Below are 18857 nucleotides of genomic sequence, written 5' to 3' on the forward strand. Positions count from 1 at the left end.
GGCGGAGGCAGTGGGAGGCGTCGTCGATCGTCTCGGCCTTGGGCAGGATGCGGCGGCCGACCGCCACCACCGTGTCGGCGGCGAGAACGAAGCCCGGCGCATAGTCGTCCTCGCTCTTCAGCGAGGCGAACGCCTTCTCGGCCTTGTCCTTGGAAAGCCGCTTGGCCAGCGAGCGCGGATGCTCGGCGCGCAGCGGCGTCTCGTCGACATCGGCCGGCAGCACGCGGTCCGGCTCGATGCCGGCCTGCTGCAGCAGCTCGATGCGGCGCGGCGAACCCGAGGCAAGCACGAGCTTCTGCAGGATGCTCATCTGGGGTCGCGCCGGGCTGTTACTTGAAACGGTAGGTGATGCGGCCCTTGGTCAGGTCGTAGGGCGTCATCTCGACCAGGACCTTGTCGCCGGTCAGCACGCGGATACGGTTCTTGCGCATGCGGCCGGCCGTGTGGGCGATGATCTCGTGTTCGTTTTCGAGCTTCACCCGGAACATCGCGTTGGGCAGCAGTTCCGTGACCACACCCGGAAACTCGAGGACTTCTTCCTTCGGCATTCGATACCTTTGCTTGGATTTCGGTTCCGGCGCTCGGATGATTTCCGGCCGAACCGACCGGAAATCATCCGACTCCGGCCGGAATTTCGGCGAAACCTATATGATAATCGTCCGCTTGTGAACACGCTTAATCCAAGGCGCTTTTTGCCTCGGATGCGGGAAAACGTCTGGCGATGCGCGCCTTCAGGCGCTCGCGCACATCGCGATAGGCGGCCATGATGTGCTCGCGCGTGCCGCCGGCATCCGTCGGGTCCGGCATCGGCCAGTATTCGACCTCGACGGCGAGCGAGCGGGTGAGCTCGAGCGCCGCGTGGTGCGCCTCCGGCGCCAGCGTGACGATCAGGTCGAAATAGTCGTCCTCCAGCTCGTCCATGGTCCTCGGCTGGCGCTCACCGAGCGACAGCGTGTCCTCGGTCAACACCGCGTCGACGAACGGGTCGCGTTCGCCCGCGCGCACGCCGGCCGAGGCGACGAAGATGGCCGAGGGCAGCATGCGCCGCGCCAGCGCCTCGGCCATCGGCGAACGCACGGCGTTCATGCCGCACAGAAAGAGGACCGAATGCGGCAGCGAGGCCAGGGCCTAGCCTCGCCAGTGCAGCACGCAGACCAGCGTGAACAGCCGGCGCGCCGTGTCGAAATCGATGTCGATCTTGCCGGCAAGTCGGTCCATCAGAGTTTGCGAACCCTCATTGTGCAGGCCGCGCCGGCCCATGTCGATCGCCTCGATATGGCTCGGCGTCGACGAGCGGATGGCGTCGTAATAGCTTTCGCAGATCAGGTAATAGTCCTTGACGATGCGCCGCAGCGGCGTCAGCGACAGGATGTGCGTGACGACGGCCGCGCCATCCTCGCGCGCCACGGCGAAGACCAGCCGGGAATCGACCAGCGACAGCTTCAGCCTGTACGGTCCGGCTCCGTCGTCATTGACCGGCTGGAAACTGTTTTCCTCGATCAGGTCGAAGATCGCCACCGCCCGCTCGTGCTCGACATCGGGCGTCGAACGGCCGATCGATTCGTCGAGCTCGACATCGATCAGCCTGGCGCGGGTTTGGTCGTAGTCGGACATCGCTACATGTTCAACCTGATCGCGACGGAACGGCCATGCGCATCAAGCCCTTCCGCCCTGGCGAGCGCGATCGCCGCCGGCGCCAGCGTGCGCAGCTGCTCCGGCCCGAGCTTGAGGATCGAGGTGCGCTTGACGAAATCGAGCACCGAAAGCCCCGATGAGAAGCGCGCCGAGCGCGCGGTCGGCAGCACGTGGTTTGAGCCGCCGACATAGTCGCCGATGACCTCGGGCGTGTGGCGGCCAAGGAAGACGGCGCCGGCATTGCGCATCCTGGCAAGGAAGGCCTCGGCGTCGTCGATGGCAAGTTCCACATGTTCGGCGGCGATGCGGTCGACCAGCGGCAGCGAGGCTTCGATCGTCGGCACCAGGATGACGGCGCCGAAATCGCGCCAGCTTGCAGCGGCGGTCTCGGCGCGTGGCAGGTTCTGCAACTGGCGCTGGACGGCTTCCTCCACCGCCTTGCCGAAGGCGGGGTCGTCGGTGATCAGAATCGATTGCGCCGACACGTCATGCTCGGCCTGGGCCAAAAGGTCGGCGGCGATCCACTCGGGGTCGTTGCTGCCGTCGGCCACCACCAGCACTTCCGACGGTCCGGCGATCATGTCGATGCCGACCGTGCCGAACACCTGGCGCTTGGCCGCCGCGACATAGGCGTTGCCGGGCCCGACGATCTTGGCGACCGGCCTTATCGTGTCCGTGCCATAGGCAAGGGCGGCGATCGCCTGCGCGCCGCCGACGCGGTAGACCTCGGAGACGCCGGCGATATCGGCCGCCACCAGCACCAGCGGGTTGATGACGCCGCCCGGCGCCGGCACCACGATGACGATGCGCTCGACGCCGGCAACCTTGGCCGGCACCGCGTTCATCAGCACCGAGCTCGGATAGCTTGCGGTACCGCCCGGCACGTAGAGCCCGACAGCCTCGATCGCCGTCCAGCGCGAGCCGAGCTCGACGCCGGCGGCGTCCGTGTAGCGGTCGTCCTTCGGCTTCTGCCGCTCGTGATGCGAGCGGATGCGGTCGCGGGCGAAGCGCAGCGCCTCGACCGTTTGCGGATCGGCCTCGGCATAGGCCTTGGCGATGTCATCCTTGGAGACGGCGACGCCAAGCTTGGCGAGGTCGGCCTTGTCGAACTTCAGCGTATAGTCGATGAGGGCCTTGTCGCCCTCGGCGCGCACGCACTGGACGATCTCGCGCACCGCGGCGTCGACATCGGCCGACACCTCCCGCTTGGTCGTCAGGAAGGCGGCGAAACGCTGCTCGAAATCGGCGTCGGAATGGCTGAGTGTGATGGCCATCTGCTGCGCTCAAGCCCTGTGCACGGGACGCGAGGAGGCTTCCCAGGTGCCGCCTATGTCGGCAAGCCGCGCCTCGATGCACTCGACATCGAGCATGATCGTGCCGCCGCCGGAGAAGATAAGCTCGACGATGCCGGCGGGCTTGCTGATTTCGACAAAGCTGATCGCCAAAAGTGACAGCACCTCGGCCGGCTTGTCGCGGGCGATACCGCTGGTCTTGGCGCCTAGCACGCGGTCGAAATGCAGCACCGCCTGCCGCCGCTCATTGTGCTGGCGGAACAGGCTGGATTTCGCCTCCCAGACGAAACGGTTCATGGTCAGCACGAAGCGCTTGGCCGCCGGCAGGAATTCGAGGTCCGAGACCTTCATCACGGCGTCCTGGACATGGGCCGAGACGATGCCCAGGTCCTGGTCGTCGAGCGCGATGAGCTTGAGAGCCATGCGGAATTTGTACCTAACGTTGGTTTCAAGCTTCGTGTTAGGCGGTCTTTCCATTCCGCGCAACCGCACAGGGTTTCTGTCAAGGCAACCGGCTCAGGTTTGCCAGCGGACTTCTCCCCCGTTTACGGGCAGAAGGTGCCGGCAGGCGGATGAGGGGCGGCGCCGACTTTTAACAATTGGCCATTCCAAAACGAGTTGAAGGCCTCTTTGTCTGCAACGGGTGCCTTGCGGCCGTCAGCCCGAAATCCGCTCTATCACCGCGCCGCAGCCGGAAAGCTTCTCCTCCAGCCGCTCGAAGCCGCGGTCGAGGTGATAGACGCGGTTGACCGTGGTCTCGCCTTCGGCGGCAAGGCCAGCGATGACCAGCGAGACCGAGGCGCGCAGATCGGTCGCCATCACCGGCGCGCCCTTCAGCTTGGCGACGCCGTCGACGATGGCCGTCTGGCCGGAAAGCGTGATGTGGGCGCCGAGCCGGGCGAGCTCCTGCACATGCATGAAACGGTTCTCGAAGATGGTCTCGGTGATGCGCGACTTGCCCTTGGCCATGGTCATCAGGCCCATGAACTGCGCCTGCAAATCGGTCGGGAAGGCCGGGAAGGGCGCCGTCGTCACGTCGACCGGCGCAATGCCGGCGCCGTTGCGCCGGACGCGGATGCCGGAATTGGTCGGCGTGATCTCGGCGCCGGTCTCGGAAATGACATCGAGCGCGGTCTGCAGCAATTCTGGTCGGGCGCCTTCGAGCACGACGTCGCCGCCGGTCATCGCCACCGCCATCGCATAGGTGCCGGTCTCGATGCGGTCGGGAATGACGCGCACGCGGGCCCCCGACAGCGCCTCGACGCCATCGATGGTGATGGTTGGCGTGCCGGCGCCGGAAATCCTGGCGCCCATGGCGTTGAGGCATTCGGCGAGGTTGACGATCTCGGGTTCGCAAGCGGCGTTTTCCAGCACCGTCTCGCCCTTGGCCAGCGAAGCAGCCATCATCAGCACATGAGTGGCGCCGACCGACACTTTCGGGAACACATAGCGGTTGCCGACGAGACGGCCGTTTTTGGTCTTGGCGATGACATAGCCGGTGTCGACGTCGAGATCGGCGCCGAGCGCCTGCAGGCCTTCCAGGAACAGGTCGACCGGGCGCGTGCCGATGGCGCAGCCGCCCGGCAGCGACACCTTTGCCTCGCCCATGCGGGCCAGCAGCGGCCCGATCACCCAGAAGGAGGCGCGCATCTTCGACACCAGTTCATACGGCGCCGTGGTGTCGACGATGTTGCGGGCGGAGAAATTGATGGTGCGCGAATAGCCTTCCTGCTGCTTCTCACGACGGCCGTTGACCGAATAGTCGACGCCGTGATTGCCGAGGATGCGGATCAATTGCTCGACATCGGCCAGATGCGGCACGTTCTCCAGCGTCAGCGTGTCGTCGGTGAGCAGCGAGGCGATCATCAGCGGCAATGCCGCGTTTTTCGCGCCGGAGATCGGAATGCTTCCGGCGAGCTTGTTGCCGCCGACAATTCTGATGCGATCCATGAGAGAATGTCCCCTCGGCCGGAACGGCCGGTTCAATCGTTTGAGTATCGGCCCGTCTAGACCATTGGCCGGCTTGGTTCAAGGATTCTGGGTCCCCTGCGCCGAGTGTGGCGGAGCAGTGTGGCCGGGTTTGGGCTAGTCCTTGTGCATTTTTCCAGCAGTCGGCAATCCTTCCGGCCGCTGATCGGGCTCATTGGCGCGCCGCTTGTCGGCGTCGCCCGAGCGGCGCGAGCGCGACTGCGCCTTGCGCTTCCCGAGATTGGCGCGCAAGGCTTCGGCGAGCCGGTCCTTGCGGTCGCCTGCGCCTTTTTTCGGTGGATTTGCCTTGTCATTCATCGTCCCATCCCCGGCCGGCTGACTAGCCAACCTTGCTGAGGCATAGCCAACATTGTGGCGCGGCCATGTCGAGGAAGGCGGCTTCCACAGCCGCGGCATTGCCAATGCATGTCGCCCAAAAAGTGCGCAGTGGTTTCGGGACAACGACATGCAACACTCAGGGTCATGCCGCCCAAAACCGCGTGGCGGTTTTGCGACGATGAAGCGCGACACTTTAGGTTTTTCTTGGCCTTGCGCTCGCCGGTTCGTTATGGCAGAAGCCCCGCCATCGGCTGCGGTAGCTCAGTGGTAGAGCACTCCCTTGGTAAGGGAGAGGTCGAGAGTTCAATCCTCTCTCGCAGCACCAGCCTATCCCATTGAAATCGCTGAAGTCCTTGACATGCAAGGGCTTGTGCCCATCTTTCACACCGATTTCAGGACATGGGCGTCGTCGAAGTCCGCGAGCTTCGGATGCGTGATCGTCGGAGCATTCGCGAGGCTGAGGACGCATTCGCGGTAACGATCGAGCCACCTCTGGCGTTCACCGTCGCTGATGCGCGCTGGTGCGTGCACAAGGAAAGGCTCGATAACCGTGAAGCCTACAAAAATGGAGCATTCCGTGGTTGACGGGAACAGGATCTCCGAGATTGGGCCGTTCAGTCCACAGCCTGAATAGATCGGCGGCGGTCCGCCGATGGTGACGGAACACATCGCTCGTTTTCCCGCAAAGACGCTGCGATCATAGCATTTGCCGCCGCCATAGATGCGGCCGCCGGGACGCGAACACTCGGTCAACCCAGCCCTTGAGGATCGCCGGCAGCCCGAACCACCAGAGCGGGAACTGCAGGATCAAGGCGTCGCACCAGAAAAGCTTGCCCATCTCCGCCTGGATGTCCGGCGCGAACCCGTCATGGGCAGCCGCGTTCGCCTCCTCAGACTGCTGACGGTAGTAGTTTGCGTCGCGTATCGTCGTGAAGTTGCGACGATCTGATATTGGGTTGAAGCCGATAGCATAGAGATCTGAGACAACAACTTCGTGTCCCGCCGCAGACAACCCTGTGCGGCGCGGGTCAGGGCGCCGTTGAAGCTGTTGGGCTCGGGGTGGGCGTGAACGATGAAGATGCGCACCGTGCTTTTCCCCCTCGGTCGGAATGTTCACCTTCCAGGCGCCGAGAGAACCCGCGCCGCGACATAGTCTAGCGAGAACACACCGGCGCCGCGTGCCAGCACGAGCAGCAGCAACGACGCCCATAGCAGGTGCTCCGCCCAGTTCTCCGGATAGACGAAGATCTGGATGACGGAGACGACGCCGATCAGCATGAGGGCAGCGAGGCGCGAAAACAGCCCGAGGAATATCAACACCGAGCCCGTCAGTTCAGCCGCCGTGGCCAGTAGCGCCGCGATCGACGGGTCGATGAACGGCAGATTGTATTCGTTGGCGAAAAGCTGCAGCGTCACCGGCCAGGATACGAGCTTCGTCTGCGCGGACTGCCAGAAGACATGCGCGACCGCGACGCGTGCGGCGAGCTGGACCAGCGAAAACGGAATGTGTTCGGGAAGCTTGATGATACGCTTGTAGAAGCCGACAAAGCCGGCCGGGTTGGACGAGGAGTGTTCGGATATTGCGGTCATGACCATCTCCATCAATTTGAGGGGGAATTCGCGGCGACTCGCACGTTGGTGACGAGCCTGTCGCGGAACAGACGCATAAGGGCGGAAACCAGGTCGAAGGTCGGGTCGAGAGCCAGGGCACGGCCAGTGGCATGCTCGAGGCCGAGACCGTGTTTCAGCGAATGCCAGAAGGCGAAGCTCGCGCGGTCGAGCAGAAAAAGCCGCACATAGTTCCCCGATCGCCACAACGCCACACGTTCGGGACGCCTTGTCCAGGTGGTGCCTTCGTCGGCCGCCGTCTCCTGTTGATGCGCCATCCATACCGACAGGATCGACCAGTGCGAGACGATCAGCCGCAGTGAAGGCTGGAGCAGGATATCCGGCGAGGGCCCGAGGTCGGTGTTGTCGTATTCTGCGAGGCTGCGGGGCGGCAGCGAAGCCGTATCGAGTGCCTCCGCTATGGCCCATTCCAGCCGCGCCGTTTCGGCGACGATCGGCATGTCGGACAGCGTGTCGATGGTCTTCAGGAAGCGCGGGAAGCCGGCCCCATAGCGCGAAAGACGGGATTCAACCGGCGGGTGGCGTCGAATGAACTCGCTCGCCACATAACGGAAGAAGCGTTCGTCTACCAGCCGGACGGTGACGGGAAAAACCGCCATCAGCGCCGCGGTCAGCGAACTGCGCGTGTTGTTCTGGTAGATGCGCAGGCGGGCCAACGGATCGGCCCTGCCGGCGGTCAGCACATTTGCGGCTGCGACTGGTTCCATGGCGAGCACCGATCGCGCCAGGGTGGTCTGCAGGAGTTCAAGCGGCAGCATGGTATTCCTCCTCAATTGACGGCAACGCTGCGGACATGGACGGCCTGGCGGCTCTGGCAGCGGCAAACGCCGCAAGCACCGGCATGCTGGTCGTCGTTTCGCCTTCGAGAGAAAGGCGGATGGGCGCCGACCGGGCTTCGGTCGTTTGGTTGCGTCTCGCAACCTGCCGACGGTTGAACATGATCGAGGCGGTCAGCATGTCGGCCCACATCGCTTCGCCAAGCAGCACGTCGAGAACGGGAACGTCGGTGTCCCATTCGATCAACGTCGGGCGCGGTCCGAGCCGGCCCACGGCATGCTGGTAGAGCGCCCAGACGACCGGCGGCACCCGCGAGCCATGGTCGTCGATGAGCACGGTGTCGGCACCGACCTGATTGATCGCGTGGCCGGCAAGATGGATTTCGCCGATCGCGTCGGCCGGCAGCGCATCGATGAAGGCTTTGGCGTCATACTGCAAATTGTGCGCCGAAACCTGGACGTTGTTGACGTCCAGCAGCAGGCCGCAGCCTGTTCTCGCCACCAGCTCGGCCAGGAATTCGGCCTCGTTCATCGAGGAGTCCGCAAAGGCCAGATAGGCCGACAGGTTCTCGATGAGCACCTGCCGCTTCAGCGTGTCCTGGACGGTCTCGACATTGCGGGCAACGACGGCCAGCGCCTCTTCGTCATAGCGCAGCGGCAAGAGATCATTGAGATAGGCGCCGTCGGCAACGCTCCAGGCGAGATGCTCCGAGACCAGATCGGGCTGGAAGCGCGCGCAGACCTTGCGCAGGCGCTCCAGATGGGCACGGTCAACTCCCCGCGCGCTGCCGAGCGACAGGCCAACGCCATGCACCGAAAGCGGGTAGATCTCACGCAGCCGCTCTAGCGCCTCGACGCAGGCGCCGTCTCCCATGTAGTTCTCGGCATGAACTTCGAGCCAGCCGGCGGAGGGCCGTCGCGTCAGCATCTCCGAGATGTGGGGGGAGCGAAGACCGATGCCCGCTGATGCGGGGATCGCGAGGGGCTGAAACGCACGGGACATCGGTCTGCTCCATTCAAGAGGGTCGGTTCGAAGTCTGGATCGTTCAGGCTTTCGGCTTGTCGCTGCCGCCGGTGATCTTGGCGCAGCTGCCTGCGGGCACGTAGAGCCAGGAATCCGGCTGATTGTCGGTGGTTGCGGTGCCGGCGCATGAATGCGTCGCGGTCTGGCAGTCGTTCTGGCCGGCCTTGACGACGCCGTAGCACTTCTCGAAGGCGAAGCCGGGCTTGGCGGCGGGACCGCTGTAGGCCGCCGTCGCGGCGAGCGAAGTGGCGGCCGCGAGCGCCGATCCGATGAGGGTCTTGGTGTTGATCACAGGCTTGTCTCCTGGTTGGTGTTTCGAGGGAAAGACCGGCCTCCAGGGCCCGTCTGCATGCAGTCTCTCCGATCGTGACGCCGAGCTGAAATGCTGTCTCGGCATGGAATTGATACGCGGCCACTATGTTCTGGAGAGCGATGCGAAAAAGCCCTCCGGCGGGGGCCACCGGAGGGCTTGGCGCCTGCGTTCGGGAGTATGCGAAGCAGACGCTGCTAGGCGGGAGGGAGGCGCGCCTATATGTGTTGGGCTCGGCAGCCGACAGCTGGGCGTTCGTCGATGCCGAAAAGATCGGCGACAAGCCAGCCTTCGGCACATTGCCGACCTCTGTCACGCAAGCCAGTCAGTTCACCCCAGTCGATCCAGGGTCTCGCGAAGAGCGCAGCCCCACCTCGGTATTGACTGTCGAAGATGGTGTGAACCGGCGCGCATTTGGTCGTGCAATGGGTGGAGGAGAAGCTGCGATCCGGACATAGTGTCGTGAACAGTGAAGGCCTACCTGCGATGATCAGGCGATGGCTGGTTTTCGGCGACCGAGCAGGCGGCAACTGCGAGAGCTCGCCATCACCCCAATAGCTGTCGCCGTCGATTTCGACAGGCGGGGAGAGGAACGGGACGGTGGCTGCCGCCACGATCGCGTTGATCGACAATTGCTCGCCTGTGAAGACCTTCACGGCGTCGGTGCCGGCGTTGACGGCCAGGACGCCGAGTTTCACCGGGCAGCGCTCGTCGCGGAGTTGCTCGATGTCGATCGACTGTTCCAGTATCGATCGAAGCAGACTGGCTCTGTCGATGGAGAACATCGAGGCGTGGCTGACGCGCCGCCAGAAGTTGGTGAGCGCCATCCGAGCGCCACGCCGGCCGCCAAGGCTCAAGCCGTAGGCCAGGACCGCCGCCTCCACAGCTCCGAAACCGGACGCTGTAACGGCGCTGAAGACAAGGTTCGGCTCATCCAGCAGGCGGTCGAGCACGCCCCAGACGAAGGCGCCGTGTGCATCACTTGCCAGGATGATGTCGACAGACTGCCCCTCTTCCAGCCGGGAACGCGTCCCGGGAATGATGGCCTGGTCAATTCGCGTTCCGGACTGGACGTGCATCTCTTGGTCTCCATCCCAAAGTCGCTGGCGGGGCGACTGGTGAGGAGACTGCCGCATCTTCTTCTTCAGCCGAAATGCCAAGGTGGCATGAAGTCCATAGGCAGATTGCATTGGCTGCCGGTCTTTTCGGGCCGCACTCTTCCTCCCGATCAGGCCAGGCGATGCGTGTCACCAACTCTGATGGCGGGCCCTGGCCCGCCATTGGCGCATGACGAAACGCTATCGACTTCATAGCCCCCGTGCATTGGCGTGATGGAATGGTTTGCGGCACGGTTCCAACCTGCACATGCATCTATGCAGCAGAGGGATAAACCGGCATGGACATTCATCACATCCGCTACTTCCTGGCCGTGTGCGAGACGCGGAACTTCACGCGCGCCGGCGAAAAATGCAACGTCACCCAACCAGCGCTGTCGCGCGCCATCCAGCAGTTGGAGGATGAGGTCGGCGGCCTGCTGTTTCGCCGCGAACGGAACCTGACCCACCTTACCGATCTGGGTGCCCTGCTACGCCCGCGGTTCCAGCAGATCCTCGACGAGGTGACCGGCGTGCGCCAGGAGGCGTCGAAATTCCTTTGCCTGGAAAACGCAAATCTCAAGGTTGGCGTCATGTGCACCATTGGTCCGCGTCGCTTCACCGGCTTGCTGGCCGATTTCAACAGACGCCAGCAGGGCATCCAGTTGCAGCTGGTGGAGGGTGTGCCGGCTTCGCTGTCGCAACTGCTTGAAGCGGGTGAGATCGACGTCGCCATCATGGCGTCCAGCAACAGTTTTCCGGAGCGTTTCGACGTCACTCCGCTCTATCGCGAGCGGTTCGTCCTGGCCTTCCCGAACGGTCACCGGCTGGCTCGCAACGACAATGTCGCCATTTCCGAACTCGACGGCGAGAACTACCTGAGAAGGTTGAATTGCGAGTATCGCGACCACCTCGCCGGTCTCTGCAATGACCGCGGTGTGAAGCTCAGGATATCCTACGCCAGCGAGCGCGAAGACTGGATCCAGAACATGGTTTCCGGTGGACTTGGCATCTGCTTCATCCCGGAATTCAGCGCCGTCATCCCGGGCTTGCAGATCAGGCCTGTCATCGACCCCGAGGTTTGGCGGGAGGTCTCGCTGGTCGTCGTGTCGGGCCGCCGGTTCTCACCGGCGACCTCGACCTTCGTGAACAGTGTCAAGGCACACAGCTGGCCGGAAAGCGGCATAGATCTGCCGGCCAGGAAAACGGCTGCGTAGCATTCGAAATGAAGTCTAACGCCGCGATAAATGTCGTGGCGAAACAGTCTCGTTGGCGCGGTTGTCCATCATAGTTTTCAGGTATCGAATTAAGAGCCAGTCAGCATTTCTCTTTCGTCGAGGCTGCCGTCACTCTCCACTCATGCCCCGCTTCCGCGATTGGGCACCGACAAAGGAGAACTAGACATGGCTTGCAAGACTATTGCATTGCGGGTGCCGCTGAAGTTGGCGTTGACACTCGGACTTCTCACCGCGACCGCCGCGTTCTCGGTGGCTCCGGTTTTCGCCGGCGACTGCCCTGCTGGCCAGGCCGCCACCACCGACATCCAGGAACATCCCAGTAAACCGGTCGGCGTGACCGACACGGTCCTTTCCGCAATCGATTTAAGCAGCAAGGGCGAAGGCTGGAAAGGCAACATGCTGCGCCTGCGCAAGCTCGTTGTTCAGCCTGGCGGCGTAGTGCCGTGGCATGAGCACAATGTCCGCCCGGCAAACATTCTGGTGGTCGAGGGCTCGATCACCGAATACCGCAGCACCTGTAAGGTCGGCATCGAACATCCGGCCGGCGACGCGACGGCCGAGTTCGGCCAGCTCGCCCACTGGTGGAAGAACAACGGCAAGGTTCCAGCGGTGCTCTATTCGGCCGACGTCCTGCCGCCTGCGATGCACGAAGACCACATGATGTGAGCCGCTCGTCGCGGTCAGCAGATCCCAGCATCAGCAATAAAATCGCGTCCTCGGGCGATGGCCTGGGGACGTGTGGCCACGGAGCCTGACATGACGTCCAGTGAACATACCGAACCGAGGCGGCTCCGCATGGTTGCCGCGGACAGCTGGCGCTTCGGCCTGATTGCCTTGATCGCGTTTCTGACGCTTGTCGACCTGTTCGCCACTCAGGCCATCCTGCCTTCGCTGGTGGCAAGATTCGGCGTCAGTCGCGCGACCATGGGTTTCGCCGTCAATGCCAGCACCTTCGGCATGGCGGTGGCCGGTATCGCCGTCGCGCTCTTCGGTCGCGGCATCGATCGCCGCAACGGCATCTGGATCAGCCTGGCCATTTTGGCGATCCCGACGACGTTGCTTTCACAGACCGACAGCATTGTGGTCTTCGCCCTGCTGCGCGTAGCGCAAGGCTTGTGCATGTCGACCGCCTTTACGCTGACGATGGCCTACCTGGCCGAGCATTTCTCCGCGCGGCAGACGACGAGCGCGCTTGCGGCTTACGTGACCGGCAATGTTGCCAGCAACTTCTTCGGCCGGCTGATGTCAGCCGCCGTCGCCGACACATTCGGCATCTCCACCAATTTTCTGATCTTCGCCGGCCTCAATCTGTTCGGCGCCGCCCTTGTCTGGCTCACACTGCAGAAGACCTCTGCAATGATGCGCGCCGATGGGATGGGCGAGCCCGCCCGCGCCGCATGGAAGGCTCCGCTGCAAAACGCCGAGCTGCGCGCCTGTTTCGCGATCGGCTTCCTGATCCTTTTCGTCTTCATCGGCACCTTCACCTATGTGAACTTCCAGGTCGTTGCGACACCGCTGTCGCTGACACCGATGGCCTTGGGCGCGGTCTATTTCGTCTTCCTGCCCTCGATGCTGACGACCCCGCTTGCCGGGCGCGTCGCGGCAGGTCTCGGTCCGAGCGGAGGGATCGGAGCGACACTCGGGCTGGCGATCGTCGGACTGCTTCTGCTGCTCGCCGCCAGCCTCCCGGTCGTTCTTGCCGGGATGGCTTTGGTCGCCATCGGCACCTTCTTGGCGCAGGCGATAGCCACCGGGCATGTGAGCCGGACCGCCTCGCGCGATCGCGCCGCCGCAAGCGGCATCTACCTTGCGTCCTACTATGCGGGCGGGCTCGCCGGCAGCTTCATCATCGGGCAGCTCTACGACCGTATCGGCTGGGCCGCGTGCGTGGGTGTGCTCGCCTCGGTTCTCGCCGGCGCGATCGCGACTGCGCGCATGTTGCAAACGCCGAGGACGTGACACGCAAAGACCGACAACTTCGCTATCCAACCAAGGAGACTGACATGACCAACTACCTGAAAACCATGATTGCAGGCGCCGCCATGCTGATGGCGGTTGCCCTTCCGGCCGCCGCATCCGACGGCGTCGTCACGGTCAAGAGCGACTATTCCGTCGCCGAGACCGTGGCTCGCATCAAGAAGGACGTGCTGAAGAAGGGCATCATGTTCTTCGGCGTGATCGACCAGGCAAGGCTTGGCAAGAATGCCGGCAACGATGTCAGGCCGTCCCGGCTGGTGATGTTCGGCAATCCGGCGCTCGGCACTACCTTCATCACGTCCAATCCCGAGGCCGGCCTGGACTGGCCGGTGCGGGTGCTGGTCTACCAGACCCCCGATGGTTCGGTTTACGCCGCCTACAGCGATTTCGACTGGATCGCCAAACGGCACGGCATCACCGACCGCACCGCGCAGTTCAAGATGGCGACGGAGGTCATCCAGTCCGTGACCTCGACGGTAAGAAAGAACTGAGCGCGGACAGTGCCGGAGATCCGCTGCCTGTGCATCCAAGGAGGGCGCCCCGCACAGCGAAACTACTCGGCGGCGGCGGCCAGAGCCTTCGCCCGTTCGCCGAACCACTTCTTCTGCGTGGCCTCGCGCACCAGCGCGCCGACTGCAGGCGAGTGCCTGCGGCCGCGTATGGTGACAAGATTGACCTCGCGCCAGAACTCCGGTTCGGTGATTGGCAAGGCCACCACGCCCGGGTGCTTGGCGGTGTGCTCAGGCATGAAACCGAAACCGAGCCCGGCCGCGATCATCGCCAGCGTCCAGTCGTCACGATCGCTCCAGTAGACCGGGCTGACCGTGACGCCCTGCTCGGCGAGGATGGCATCCGCATAGCCTGCAAACTCGCAATTGTTGCGGTGGATGTAGCTTTCGTTGCTCATATCCTTCACCCGCACCATGCGCTGGTTGGCGAGGCGATGAGCCAGGTGAACCGCCATCACCATCTGCTCTTGAAACAGTGGCAGGGAATGCACTTCTTCGTCGGGCACGTTCGACGGCAACGCATAGATGGCGGCCTCGAGGTTGCCTTCCAGCAGCCTCCGCCTCAGGCTCACGGCGTCAGAATCGCAAAGGTGAAGCTCTACGCCAGGATGATGCCCCCGGACAGCCGCGATGAGCTCGATAATCTCGTCCGGGGCGATCGTGCTCATGATGCCGACCCTGAGCGGCATCTTTTTCAAATTCACATATTGCTCGGCGATCTGCTTTGCCTGGCGCGAGTTCTCGAAGACGCCCTCGAGATAGGTCTCGACCATGCGGCCGAGCTCGGTGAGGTGCGTGAAGCGGCGCTCACGGTGGAATAGCGCTCCGCCGAATTCGTCTTCCAGCAGCTTGATGGCGCGTGAAAGCGCGGGCTGCGTGACATTGCACTGCTCGGCCGCCCTGGTGAAATTCAGCTCCTTGGCGACGGCCAAGAAGTATCTGACCTGGCTGATCTCCACTGCACGCTCCCTCACCGAACGCGCATACGCACGCCCCCGCGTTGCCGGATGATCTTACTAGCTGCCCTTACGTCAAACAACCCGATCGGTCGATCGACACCTCGGATGCGGGACCACGATCTGACCGTCGGCTATCGAATCCATGTCTCAACGGCATTTCCGCAGTTTCGGGCCGCTCGCCATACTGGTCCGCAGATCCAGAGCCGGGGTGCTGCAGCCCGTCGCTCGCAACCACTGGCCATTCGCGCCCGCGGCTCAAACAAGAGGAAATGACGATGCTCAATGGAAAGACAGCACTCATCACCGGCTCGACCAGCGGCATCGGCCAAGGCATCGCCGAAGCCTTCGCGGCCAAGGGCTGCAACATCGTTCTGAACGGTTTCGGAAATGCCGGCGAGATCGAGTTGCTGCGGAAAAAACTGGCCGTCGACCACGGTGTGACCGTCCGCTATGACGGCGCTGACATGAGCAAGGGCGATGCCATCACGGAGATGATGGACAAGGCCATCGCAGAATTCGGCGCGGTCGACATTCTGGTCAACAACGCCGGCATTCAGCATGTCGCGCCGATCGATGACTTCCCGATCGAGAGATGGGAAGCGGTCGTGGCGATCGATCTCATGTCTTCCTTCTATACGATCCGGCGTGCCCTGCAGGCGATGAAGGCGCGCAAATGGGGTCGCATAATCAACGTCGCCTCCGCGCACGCTCTGGTCGCTTCCCCTTACAAATCCGCCTACGTCGCGGCCAAGCACGGTGTCGCCGGCCTGACCAAGACGGTTGCGCTGGAAGTCGCCGAGCAGGGCATCACCGTCAACGCGGTTTGCCCCGGCTACGTGCTCACCCCGCTGGTCGAGAAGCAGATACCGGACACCGCGAGGGCGCGCGGGATCACCGAACAGCAGGTGATCAAGGATGTGCTTTTGGCCGCGCAGCCGACCAAGCAGTTCGTGACGGTGGAGCAGGTTGCTGCGCTCTGCCTGTTCCTAGCCTCGGACGAAGCGGCCTCGATCACCGGCGCAGTCATGCCGATCGAAGGCGGCTGGACCGCCCATTGAGCCGGCAACGAGGAGCGACAAGGCCATGAACAGGATCACGCGAAATCCGCCCGTCTCCGAGGCGGCACTTGAGATCGGCCCTCAGGGTGAGCCCAAACGCCAGACCGTCCTTGTCCTTCAAGGCGGTGGTGCGCTTGGGGCCTATCAGGCCGGGGTCTACCAAGCGCTCGTCGAAGGCGGCGTTGAACCGGATTGGGTCATCGGCACGTCGATCGGCGCCATCAACGCCGCGCTGATTGCCGGAAACGACCCCAGGGATCGCCTGCCGAGGCTTCAGGAGTTCTGGGACGGCGTCTGCCGGAGCAGCCCGCTCGACGAGTTTTTCCGGATGATGGTTCCGAGCAATATCTTCGCCAACATGGGCACGGTGATGCGCGGCATCCCCGGTTTCTTCGAACCGAACCCAAGCGCCATGTTCGGGCTCAATCGCGAGGTCGGCGTCGAGAATGCATCCTATTACACCACCGATCCGCTCAAAAGGACGCTGAGCAATCTGATCGACTTCGACTACCTCAACGGGCGCCACACGCGACTGACGGTCGGCGCGGTCAACGTCAACACCAGCGAACTCAAATATTTCGACACGCGTGAGATGACGTTGTCGGTGGCGCACATCATGGCGTCAGGTGCCTTGCCGCCGGCGTTTCCAGCCGTCTGCATCGACGGCGAGCCGTACTGGGACGGTGGCATCTATTCGAACACGCCGATCGAGGTGGTGCTCGACGCACGTCCGCGGCGCGACGCGCTGATCTTTGCGGTCAACATGTGGCAGCCGCGCGCCACGGAGCCGAAATCGATCTGGCAAGTGATGGGGCGGCAAAAGGACCTTCAATACGCCAGCCGCGGCAAGAGCCACGTGGCCCGCCAGGAGCAGCTGCATCGGCTTCGTCACGTCGTGCGAGAAATGGGAAAGCTCGTCCCCGAGGAGCGGCGCGAGGATACCATCTTCAAGGAGTTGGCGTCCTATGGCTGCCCTTCGGTCATGCATCTTGTCCGGCTCCTTTCGCCGCGCCTCGACGGCGAGGACCACACCAAGGACATCGATTTCACCCGCTCGGGCATCCGCACTCGCTGGCAAGCAGGATACGAGCATGGGCAGCGCGTCCTCGCGGAAAAGCCGTGGGAATGCGAGGTCGACATGCTGCAGGGCATCGTCATCCACGAGTCGCAAGAGTGATGGGCGCGCGCCGAGGAAGACACGGAGACCACCGATGCAGATCATCACCCCCGGCATGCGATTGATTCCGGAAGCCGTGCTTGCCAACAATGCCGCGCTGTTCCGCACGATCACGGAGACTCCCTCGCATGCGGACAAGTCCCTGCATCGCGTGGTCATTGTGGGCGGCGGCGCCGGCGGCCTGGAACTGGCGACACGGCTCGGCCGCAAGTTCGGCAAACGGCGGCTTTCCGTCACACTTGTCGATCGCAACCGCACCCATATCTGGAAGCCGCTGTTGCATGAGGTGGCGTCGGGCGCGCTGAACACTTCGCATGACGCCGTCGAATACATCGCCCATGCCAGCCGGCACCACTATCGATACCGTATAGGCGAAGTCGTCGGCATCGATCGTGCAAAGCGCCAGGTCTTCGTCGCGCCCAGCTTCGACGACGACGGCAGGCAGATCATACCGCCGCGGGTGCTGGGCTATGACACGCTGGTGCTGGCCGTCGGCAGCGTCAGCAACGATTTCGGCACGCCGGGTGCCGCGCGCCATGCCATTTCGCTCGACACGGCTGAGCAGGCCACCCGCTTCAACAAGCGCATGATAGACGCATGCCTGCGGGCCAATGCGCAATACGAGCAACTGTCGCCCGGTCAGCTCCATTGCGTCATCGTCGGCGCCGGAGCGACCGGCGTCGAACTGGCCGCGGAACTGCACAAAACGATGCGGGAAATCGCTTCGCACAACCTCGACAACATCGACTTCGAGAAGTTGATTCGCATCACCATCGTCGAGGCCGGGCCGCGCATCCTGCCGGCGCTTCAGGAGCACATGGCGCGGGCTTCGGCACGCCTGCTCATCAAGATGGGCGTCCAGATACGCTGCGGCATCAAGGTCACCGAAGTGACCGAGGAGGGCATCAGGCTGGGCGAAAAGCTGTTTGTGCCAGCAGAGCTCGTGGTCTGGGCGGCCGGGATCAAGGCGCCGGATTTCCTGAAGACTCTCGATGGCCTCGAGACAGACCGCATCAACCGCCTGATGGTGGACGAGACCTTGCGTGCTGTAGGAGACGAGAATGTGTTCGCGATCGGCGACTGCGCGAACTGCGTCCTGCCGGGCGAAGACAATGCCTTGCCGCCTCGCGCCCAGACGGCTCATCAACAGGCCGACCACCTGGTGAAGGTGGTTGCCGCGCGCCTCGCGGGACAGGCCACGCCGGCCTTCCGCTACCGCGACTACGGCTCCCTTGTCTCGCTTGCCGACTACGGTGCGTTCGGCAGCCTGATCGGCGGGCTGAAGATCGAGGGCCTGCTTGCGAGGCTCGTTTATCGCTCGCTGCACAAGATGCATCTCAAGGCGGTGCACGGCCTCGCAAAGACCGCGTTGGACTCGATCGGCGAGATGGTGGTCAGGCGCACCAGACCCCGGATCAAGCTCCACTAGGCAGGGCGGAGTCGCTAGATGGAAAAGTATGACGTGGTTGTCCTTGGCGGCGGCAATGCAGGAATGGGCGTCACGGTCGCGACCCGCGCCGCAGGGCTTTCCGTCGCCATGATCGAGGCCCGCGACCTTGGCGGCACCTGCCCCAATCGCGGCTGCACGCCGAAGAAAGTGCTGGTTGCGGCGGCCCATGCGCTTGATGAAATCGAACGGGCCGATCGGCATGCGATCAGCATCGATTCCCCGAGGCTCGACTGGAGCGCGCTGATCGAGCGGGAAAAGGAAATGATCAGGGACATTCCGTCCCGGCTGTCCGGACTGATGGCCAAGCGAGGCGTCAATGTCATCCACGGCGAGGCCGCCTTTATCGGCAGCAACGCCATCCGCGTCGACGGGCGGGAAATCGAGGCCAGGAACATCGTCATTGCCACCGGCTCGGAGCCACG

At 63.5% G+C, this 18857-nt stretch carries 24 protein-coding genes and 1 tRNA gene; 9 read left to right on the top strand and 16 right to left on the bottom strand.

What is annotated here, in order from left to right:
- From EOA33_RS05860 to EOA33_RS05895, 8 genes are all read right to left on the bottom strand, one after another.
- Window positions 1-310, bottom strand: a 310-nt coding sequence (locus tag EOA33_RS05860) for a Maf family protein (RefSeq protein WP_190234204.1), incomplete at its 3' end; no start/stop codon positions are given.
- A 19-nt stretch (window positions 311-329) separates the two neighbouring features.
- Entirely contained in the window at window positions 330-548 is a 219-nt protein-coding gene (gene infA, locus EOA33_RS05865; protein WP_006200926.1) for a translation initiation factor IF-1, read from the bottom strand.
- Between the two features lie 127 nt (window positions 549-675).
- On the bottom strand, window positions 676-1086 hold the full coding sequence (locus EOA33_RS05870; RefSeq protein ID WP_126056546.1) for a low molecular weight phosphatase family protein: 411 nt from the start codon (window positions 1084-1086) through the stop codon (window positions 676-678).
- A gap of 42 nt (window positions 1087-1128) precedes the next feature.
- The gene (locus EOA33_RS05875) at window positions 1129-1614 is read right to left on the bottom strand and encodes a UPF0262 family protein (protein ID WP_126056545.1); all 486 of its coding nucleotides are present in this window, start codon (window positions 1612-1614) and stop codon (window positions 1129-1131) included.
- A gap of 2 nt (window positions 1615-1616) precedes the next feature.
- Window positions 1617-2909, bottom strand: coding sequence for a histidinol dehydrogenase (hisD, locus tag EOA33_RS05880; RefSeq protein WP_126056544.1), 1293 nt, complete (start codon window positions 2907-2909; stop codon window positions 1617-1619).
- A gap of 9 nt (window positions 2910-2918) precedes the next feature.
- Complete coding sequence (locus tag EOA33_RS05885; protein WP_126056543.1) at window positions 2919-3350, bottom strand: DUF2948 family protein; 432 nt, start codon at window positions 3348-3350, stop codon at window positions 2919-2921.
- Window positions 3351-3584: 234 nt separating this feature from the next.
- Window positions 3585-4877: a UDP-N-acetylglucosamine 1-carboxyvinyltransferase gene (gene murA / locus EOA33_RS05890; protein ID WP_126056542.1), complete on the bottom strand. Its 1293-nt coding sequence runs from the start codon at window positions 4875-4877 to the stop codon at window positions 3585-3587.
- A 135-nt stretch (window positions 4878-5012) separates the two neighbouring features.
- The gene (locus EOA33_RS05895) at window positions 5013-5213 is read right to left on the bottom strand and encodes a hypothetical protein (RefSeq protein WP_126056541.1); all 201 of its coding nucleotides are present in this window, start codon (window positions 5211-5213) and stop codon (window positions 5013-5015) included.
- A 271-nt stretch (window positions 5214-5484) separates the two neighbouring features.
- Here EOA33_RS05895 and EOA33_RS05900 point away from each other — a divergent pair.
- A tRNA-Thr gene (locus EOA33_RS05900) sits at window positions 5485-5559 on the top strand.
- A gap of 56 nt (window positions 5560-5615) precedes the next feature.
- Here EOA33_RS05900 and EOA33_RS41295 read toward each other — a convergent pair.
- From EOA33_RS41295 to EOA33_RS05930, 7 genes are all read right to left on the bottom strand, one after another.
- Window positions 5616-5903 carry an NAD(P)H-dependent oxidoreductase gene (locus tag EOA33_RS41295; protein WP_127400780.1) on the bottom strand — a complete coding sequence of 96 codons (288 nt, stop codon included), beginning with the start codon at window positions 5901-5903 and terminating at the stop codon, window positions 5616-5618.
- A gap of 28 nt (window positions 5904-5931) precedes the next feature.
- On the bottom strand, window positions 5932-6351 hold the full coding sequence (locus EOA33_RS41300) for an NAD(P)H-dependent oxidoreductase (RefSeq protein WP_210211292.1): 420 nt from the start codon (window positions 6349-6351) through the stop codon (window positions 5932-5934).
- Complete coding sequence (locus tag EOA33_RS05910; RefSeq protein WP_126056540.1) at window positions 6348-6824, bottom strand: DoxX family protein; 477 nt, start codon at window positions 6822-6824, stop codon at window positions 6348-6350. The genes EOA33_RS41300 and EOA33_RS05910 overlap by 4 nt, the downstream gene beginning before the upstream one ends.
- 11 nt (window positions 6825-6835) lie before the next feature.
- Complete coding sequence (locus tag EOA33_RS05915) at window positions 6836-7621, bottom strand: DNA-binding domain-containing protein (protein WP_127405172.1); 786 nt, start codon at window positions 7619-7621, stop codon at window positions 6836-6838.
- A complete protein-coding gene (locus EOA33_RS05920; protein ID WP_126056538.1) occupies window positions 7608-8642 on the bottom strand; it encodes a DUF692 domain-containing protein in 1035 nt (344 codons plus the stop codon). The genes EOA33_RS05915 and EOA33_RS05920 overlap by 14 nt, the downstream gene beginning before the upstream one ends.
- 43 nt (window positions 8643-8685) lie before the next feature.
- Window positions 8686-8955, bottom strand: a complete 270-nt coding sequence (locus tag EOA33_RS05925; protein WP_127405173.1) for a DUF2282 domain-containing protein — start codon at window positions 8953-8955, stop codon at window positions 8686-8688.
- Between the two features lie 236 nt (window positions 8956-9191).
- A complete protein-coding gene (locus EOA33_RS05930) occupies window positions 9192-10052 on the bottom strand; it encodes a hypothetical protein (protein WP_127405174.1) in 861 nt (286 codons plus the stop codon).
- Between the two features lie 317 nt (window positions 10053-10369).
- On the opposite strand from EOA33_RS05930, the gene EOA33_RS05935 reads away from it, so the two are divergent.
- The 4 genes from EOA33_RS05935 (at window position 10370) to EOA33_RS05950 (ending at window position 13773) form a co-directional block, all read left to right on the top strand.
- Window positions 10370-11284 carry a LysR family transcriptional regulator gene (locus tag EOA33_RS05935; protein WP_126056533.1) on the top strand — a complete coding sequence of 305 codons (915 nt, stop codon included), beginning with the start codon at window positions 10370-10372 and terminating at the stop codon, window positions 11282-11284.
- A gap of 186 nt (window positions 11285-11470) precedes the next feature.
- Window positions 11471-11971, top strand: a complete 501-nt coding sequence (locus EOA33_RS05940) for a cupin (protein WP_126059243.1) — start codon at window positions 11471-11473, stop codon at window positions 11969-11971.
- A gap of 90 nt (window positions 11972-12061) precedes the next feature.
- Window positions 12062-13264 carry an MFS transporter gene (locus tag EOA33_RS05945; RefSeq protein ID WP_127405175.1) on the top strand — a complete coding sequence of 401 codons (1203 nt, stop codon included), beginning with the start codon at window positions 12062-12064 and terminating at the stop codon, window positions 13262-13264.
- Between the two features lie 44 nt (window positions 13265-13308).
- Window positions 13309-13773, top strand: a complete 465-nt coding sequence (locus EOA33_RS05950) for a DUF302 domain-containing protein (protein ID WP_127405176.1) — start codon at window positions 13309-13311, stop codon at window positions 13771-13773.
- A 62-nt stretch (window positions 13774-13835) separates the two neighbouring features.
- On the opposite strand, the gene EOA33_RS05955 is transcribed toward EOA33_RS05950, so the two are convergent.
- A complete protein-coding gene (locus EOA33_RS05955; protein ID WP_127405177.1) occupies window positions 13836-14750 on the bottom strand; it encodes a LysR family transcriptional regulator in 915 nt (304 codons plus the stop codon).
- Window positions 14751-15025: 275 nt separating this feature from the next.
- On the opposite strand from EOA33_RS05955, the gene EOA33_RS05960 reads away from it, so the two are divergent.
- From EOA33_RS05960 to EOA33_RS05975, 4 genes are all read left to right on the top strand, one after another.
- The gene (locus EOA33_RS05960; protein ID WP_127405178.1) at window positions 15026-15808 is read left to right on the top strand and encodes a 3-hydroxybutyrate dehydrogenase; all 783 of its coding nucleotides are present in this window, start codon (window positions 15026-15028) and stop codon (window positions 15806-15808) included.
- A gap of 25 nt (window positions 15809-15833) precedes the next feature.
- Window positions 15834-16985 carry a patatin-like phospholipase family protein gene (locus EOA33_RS05965; RefSeq protein ID WP_127405179.1) on the top strand — a complete coding sequence of 384 codons (1152 nt, stop codon included), beginning with the start codon at window positions 15834-15836 and terminating at the stop codon, window positions 16983-16985.
- 34 nt (window positions 16986-17019) lie between these two features.
- A complete protein-coding gene (locus EOA33_RS05970; protein ID WP_245482248.1) occupies window positions 17020-18414 on the top strand; it encodes an NAD(P)/FAD-dependent oxidoreductase in 1395 nt (464 codons plus the stop codon).
- A gap of 18 nt (window positions 18415-18432) precedes the next feature.
- A partial coding sequence (locus EOA33_RS05975) for an FAD-dependent oxidoreductase (protein ID WP_145989075.1) occupies window positions 18433-18857 on the top strand: 425 nt, incomplete at its 3' end.

The organism is Mesorhizobium sp. M4A.F.Ca.ET.050.02.1.1 (assembly GCF_003997725.1).
In the GTDB taxonomy this organism is placed as follows: domain Bacteria; phylum Pseudomonadota; class Alphaproteobacteria; order Rhizobiales; family Rhizobiaceae; genus Mesorhizobium.

What these genes read in the sequence shown, in the direction of transcription:
- infA (WP_006200926.1), bottom strand. Translation starts at nt 548, where the DNA reads ATGCCGAAGGAAGAAGTCCTCGAGTTTCCGGGTGTGGTCACGGAACTG.
- EOA33_RS05915 (WP_127405172.1), bottom strand. Translation starts at nt 7,621, where the DNA reads ATGCTGCCGCTTGAACTCCTGCAGACCACCCTGGCGCGATCGGTGCTC.
- EOA33_RS05970 (WP_245482248.1), top strand. Translation starts at nt 17,020, where the DNA reads ATGCAGATCATCACCCCCGGCATGCGATTGATTCCGGAAGCCGTGCTT.
- EOA33_RS05940 (WP_126059243.1), top strand. Translation starts at nt 11,471, where the DNA reads ATGGCTTGCAAGACTATTGCATTGCGGGTGCCGCTGAAGTTGGCGTTG.
- EOA33_RS05885 (WP_126056543.1), bottom strand. Translation starts at nt 3,350, where the DNA reads ATGGCTCTCAAGCTCATCGCGCTCGACGACCAGGACCTGGGCATCGTC.
- EOA33_RS05935 (WP_126056533.1), top strand. Translation starts at nt 10,370, where the DNA reads ATGGACATTCATCACATCCGCTACTTCCTGGCCGTGTGCGAGACGCGG.
- EOA33_RS05895 (WP_126056541.1), bottom strand. Translation starts at nt 5,213, where the DNA reads ATGAATGACAAGGCAAATCCACCGAAAAAAGGCGCAGGCGACCGCAAG.
- EOA33_RS05875 (WP_126056545.1), bottom strand. Translation starts at nt 1,614, where the DNA reads ATGTCCGACTACGACCAAACCCGCGCCAGGCTGATCGATGTCGAGCTC.
- EOA33_RS05920 (WP_126056538.1), bottom strand. Translation starts at nt 8,642, where the DNA reads ATGTCCCGTGCGTTTCAGCCCCTCGCGATCCCCGCATCAGCGGGCATC.
- hisD (WP_126056544.1), bottom strand. Translation starts at nt 2,909, where the DNA reads ATGGCCATCACACTCAGCCATTCCGACGCCGATTTCGAGCAGCGTTTC.
- EOA33_RS05960 (WP_127405178.1), top strand. Translation starts at nt 15,026, where the DNA reads ATGCTCAATGGAAAGACAGCACTCATCACCGGCTCGACCAGCGGCATC.
- EOA33_RS41295 (WP_127400780.1), bottom strand. Translation starts at nt 5,903, where the DNA reads ATGTGTTCCGTCACCATCGGCGGACCGCCGCCGATCTATTCAGGCTGT.
- EOA33_RS05910 (WP_126056540.1), bottom strand. Translation starts at nt 6,824, where the DNA reads ATGACCGCAATATCCGAACACTCCTCGTCCAACCCGGCCGGCTTTGTC.
- EOA33_RS05965 (WP_127405179.1), top strand. Translation starts at nt 15,834, where the DNA reads ATGAACAGGATCACGCGAAATCCGCCCGTCTCCGAGGCGGCACTTGAG.
- murA (WP_126056542.1), bottom strand. Translation starts at nt 4,877, where the DNA reads ATGGATCGCATCAGAATTGTCGGCGGCAACAAGCTCGCCGGAAGCATT.
- EOA33_RS05950 (WP_127405176.1), top strand. Translation starts at nt 13,309, where the DNA reads ATGACCAACTACCTGAAAACCATGATTGCAGGCGCCGCCATGCTGATG.
- EOA33_RS05930 (WP_127405174.1), bottom strand. Translation starts at nt 10,052, where the DNA reads ATGCACGTCCAGTCCGGAACGCGAATTGACCAGGCCATCATTCCCGGG.
- EOA33_RS05945 (WP_127405175.1), top strand. Translation starts at nt 12,062, where the DNA reads ATGACGTCCAGTGAACATACCGAACCGAGGCGGCTCCGCATGGTTGCC.
- EOA33_RS05870 (WP_126056546.1), bottom strand. Translation starts at nt 1,086, where the DNA reads ATGAACGCCGTGCGTTCGCCGATGGCCGAGGCGCTGGCGCGGCGCATG.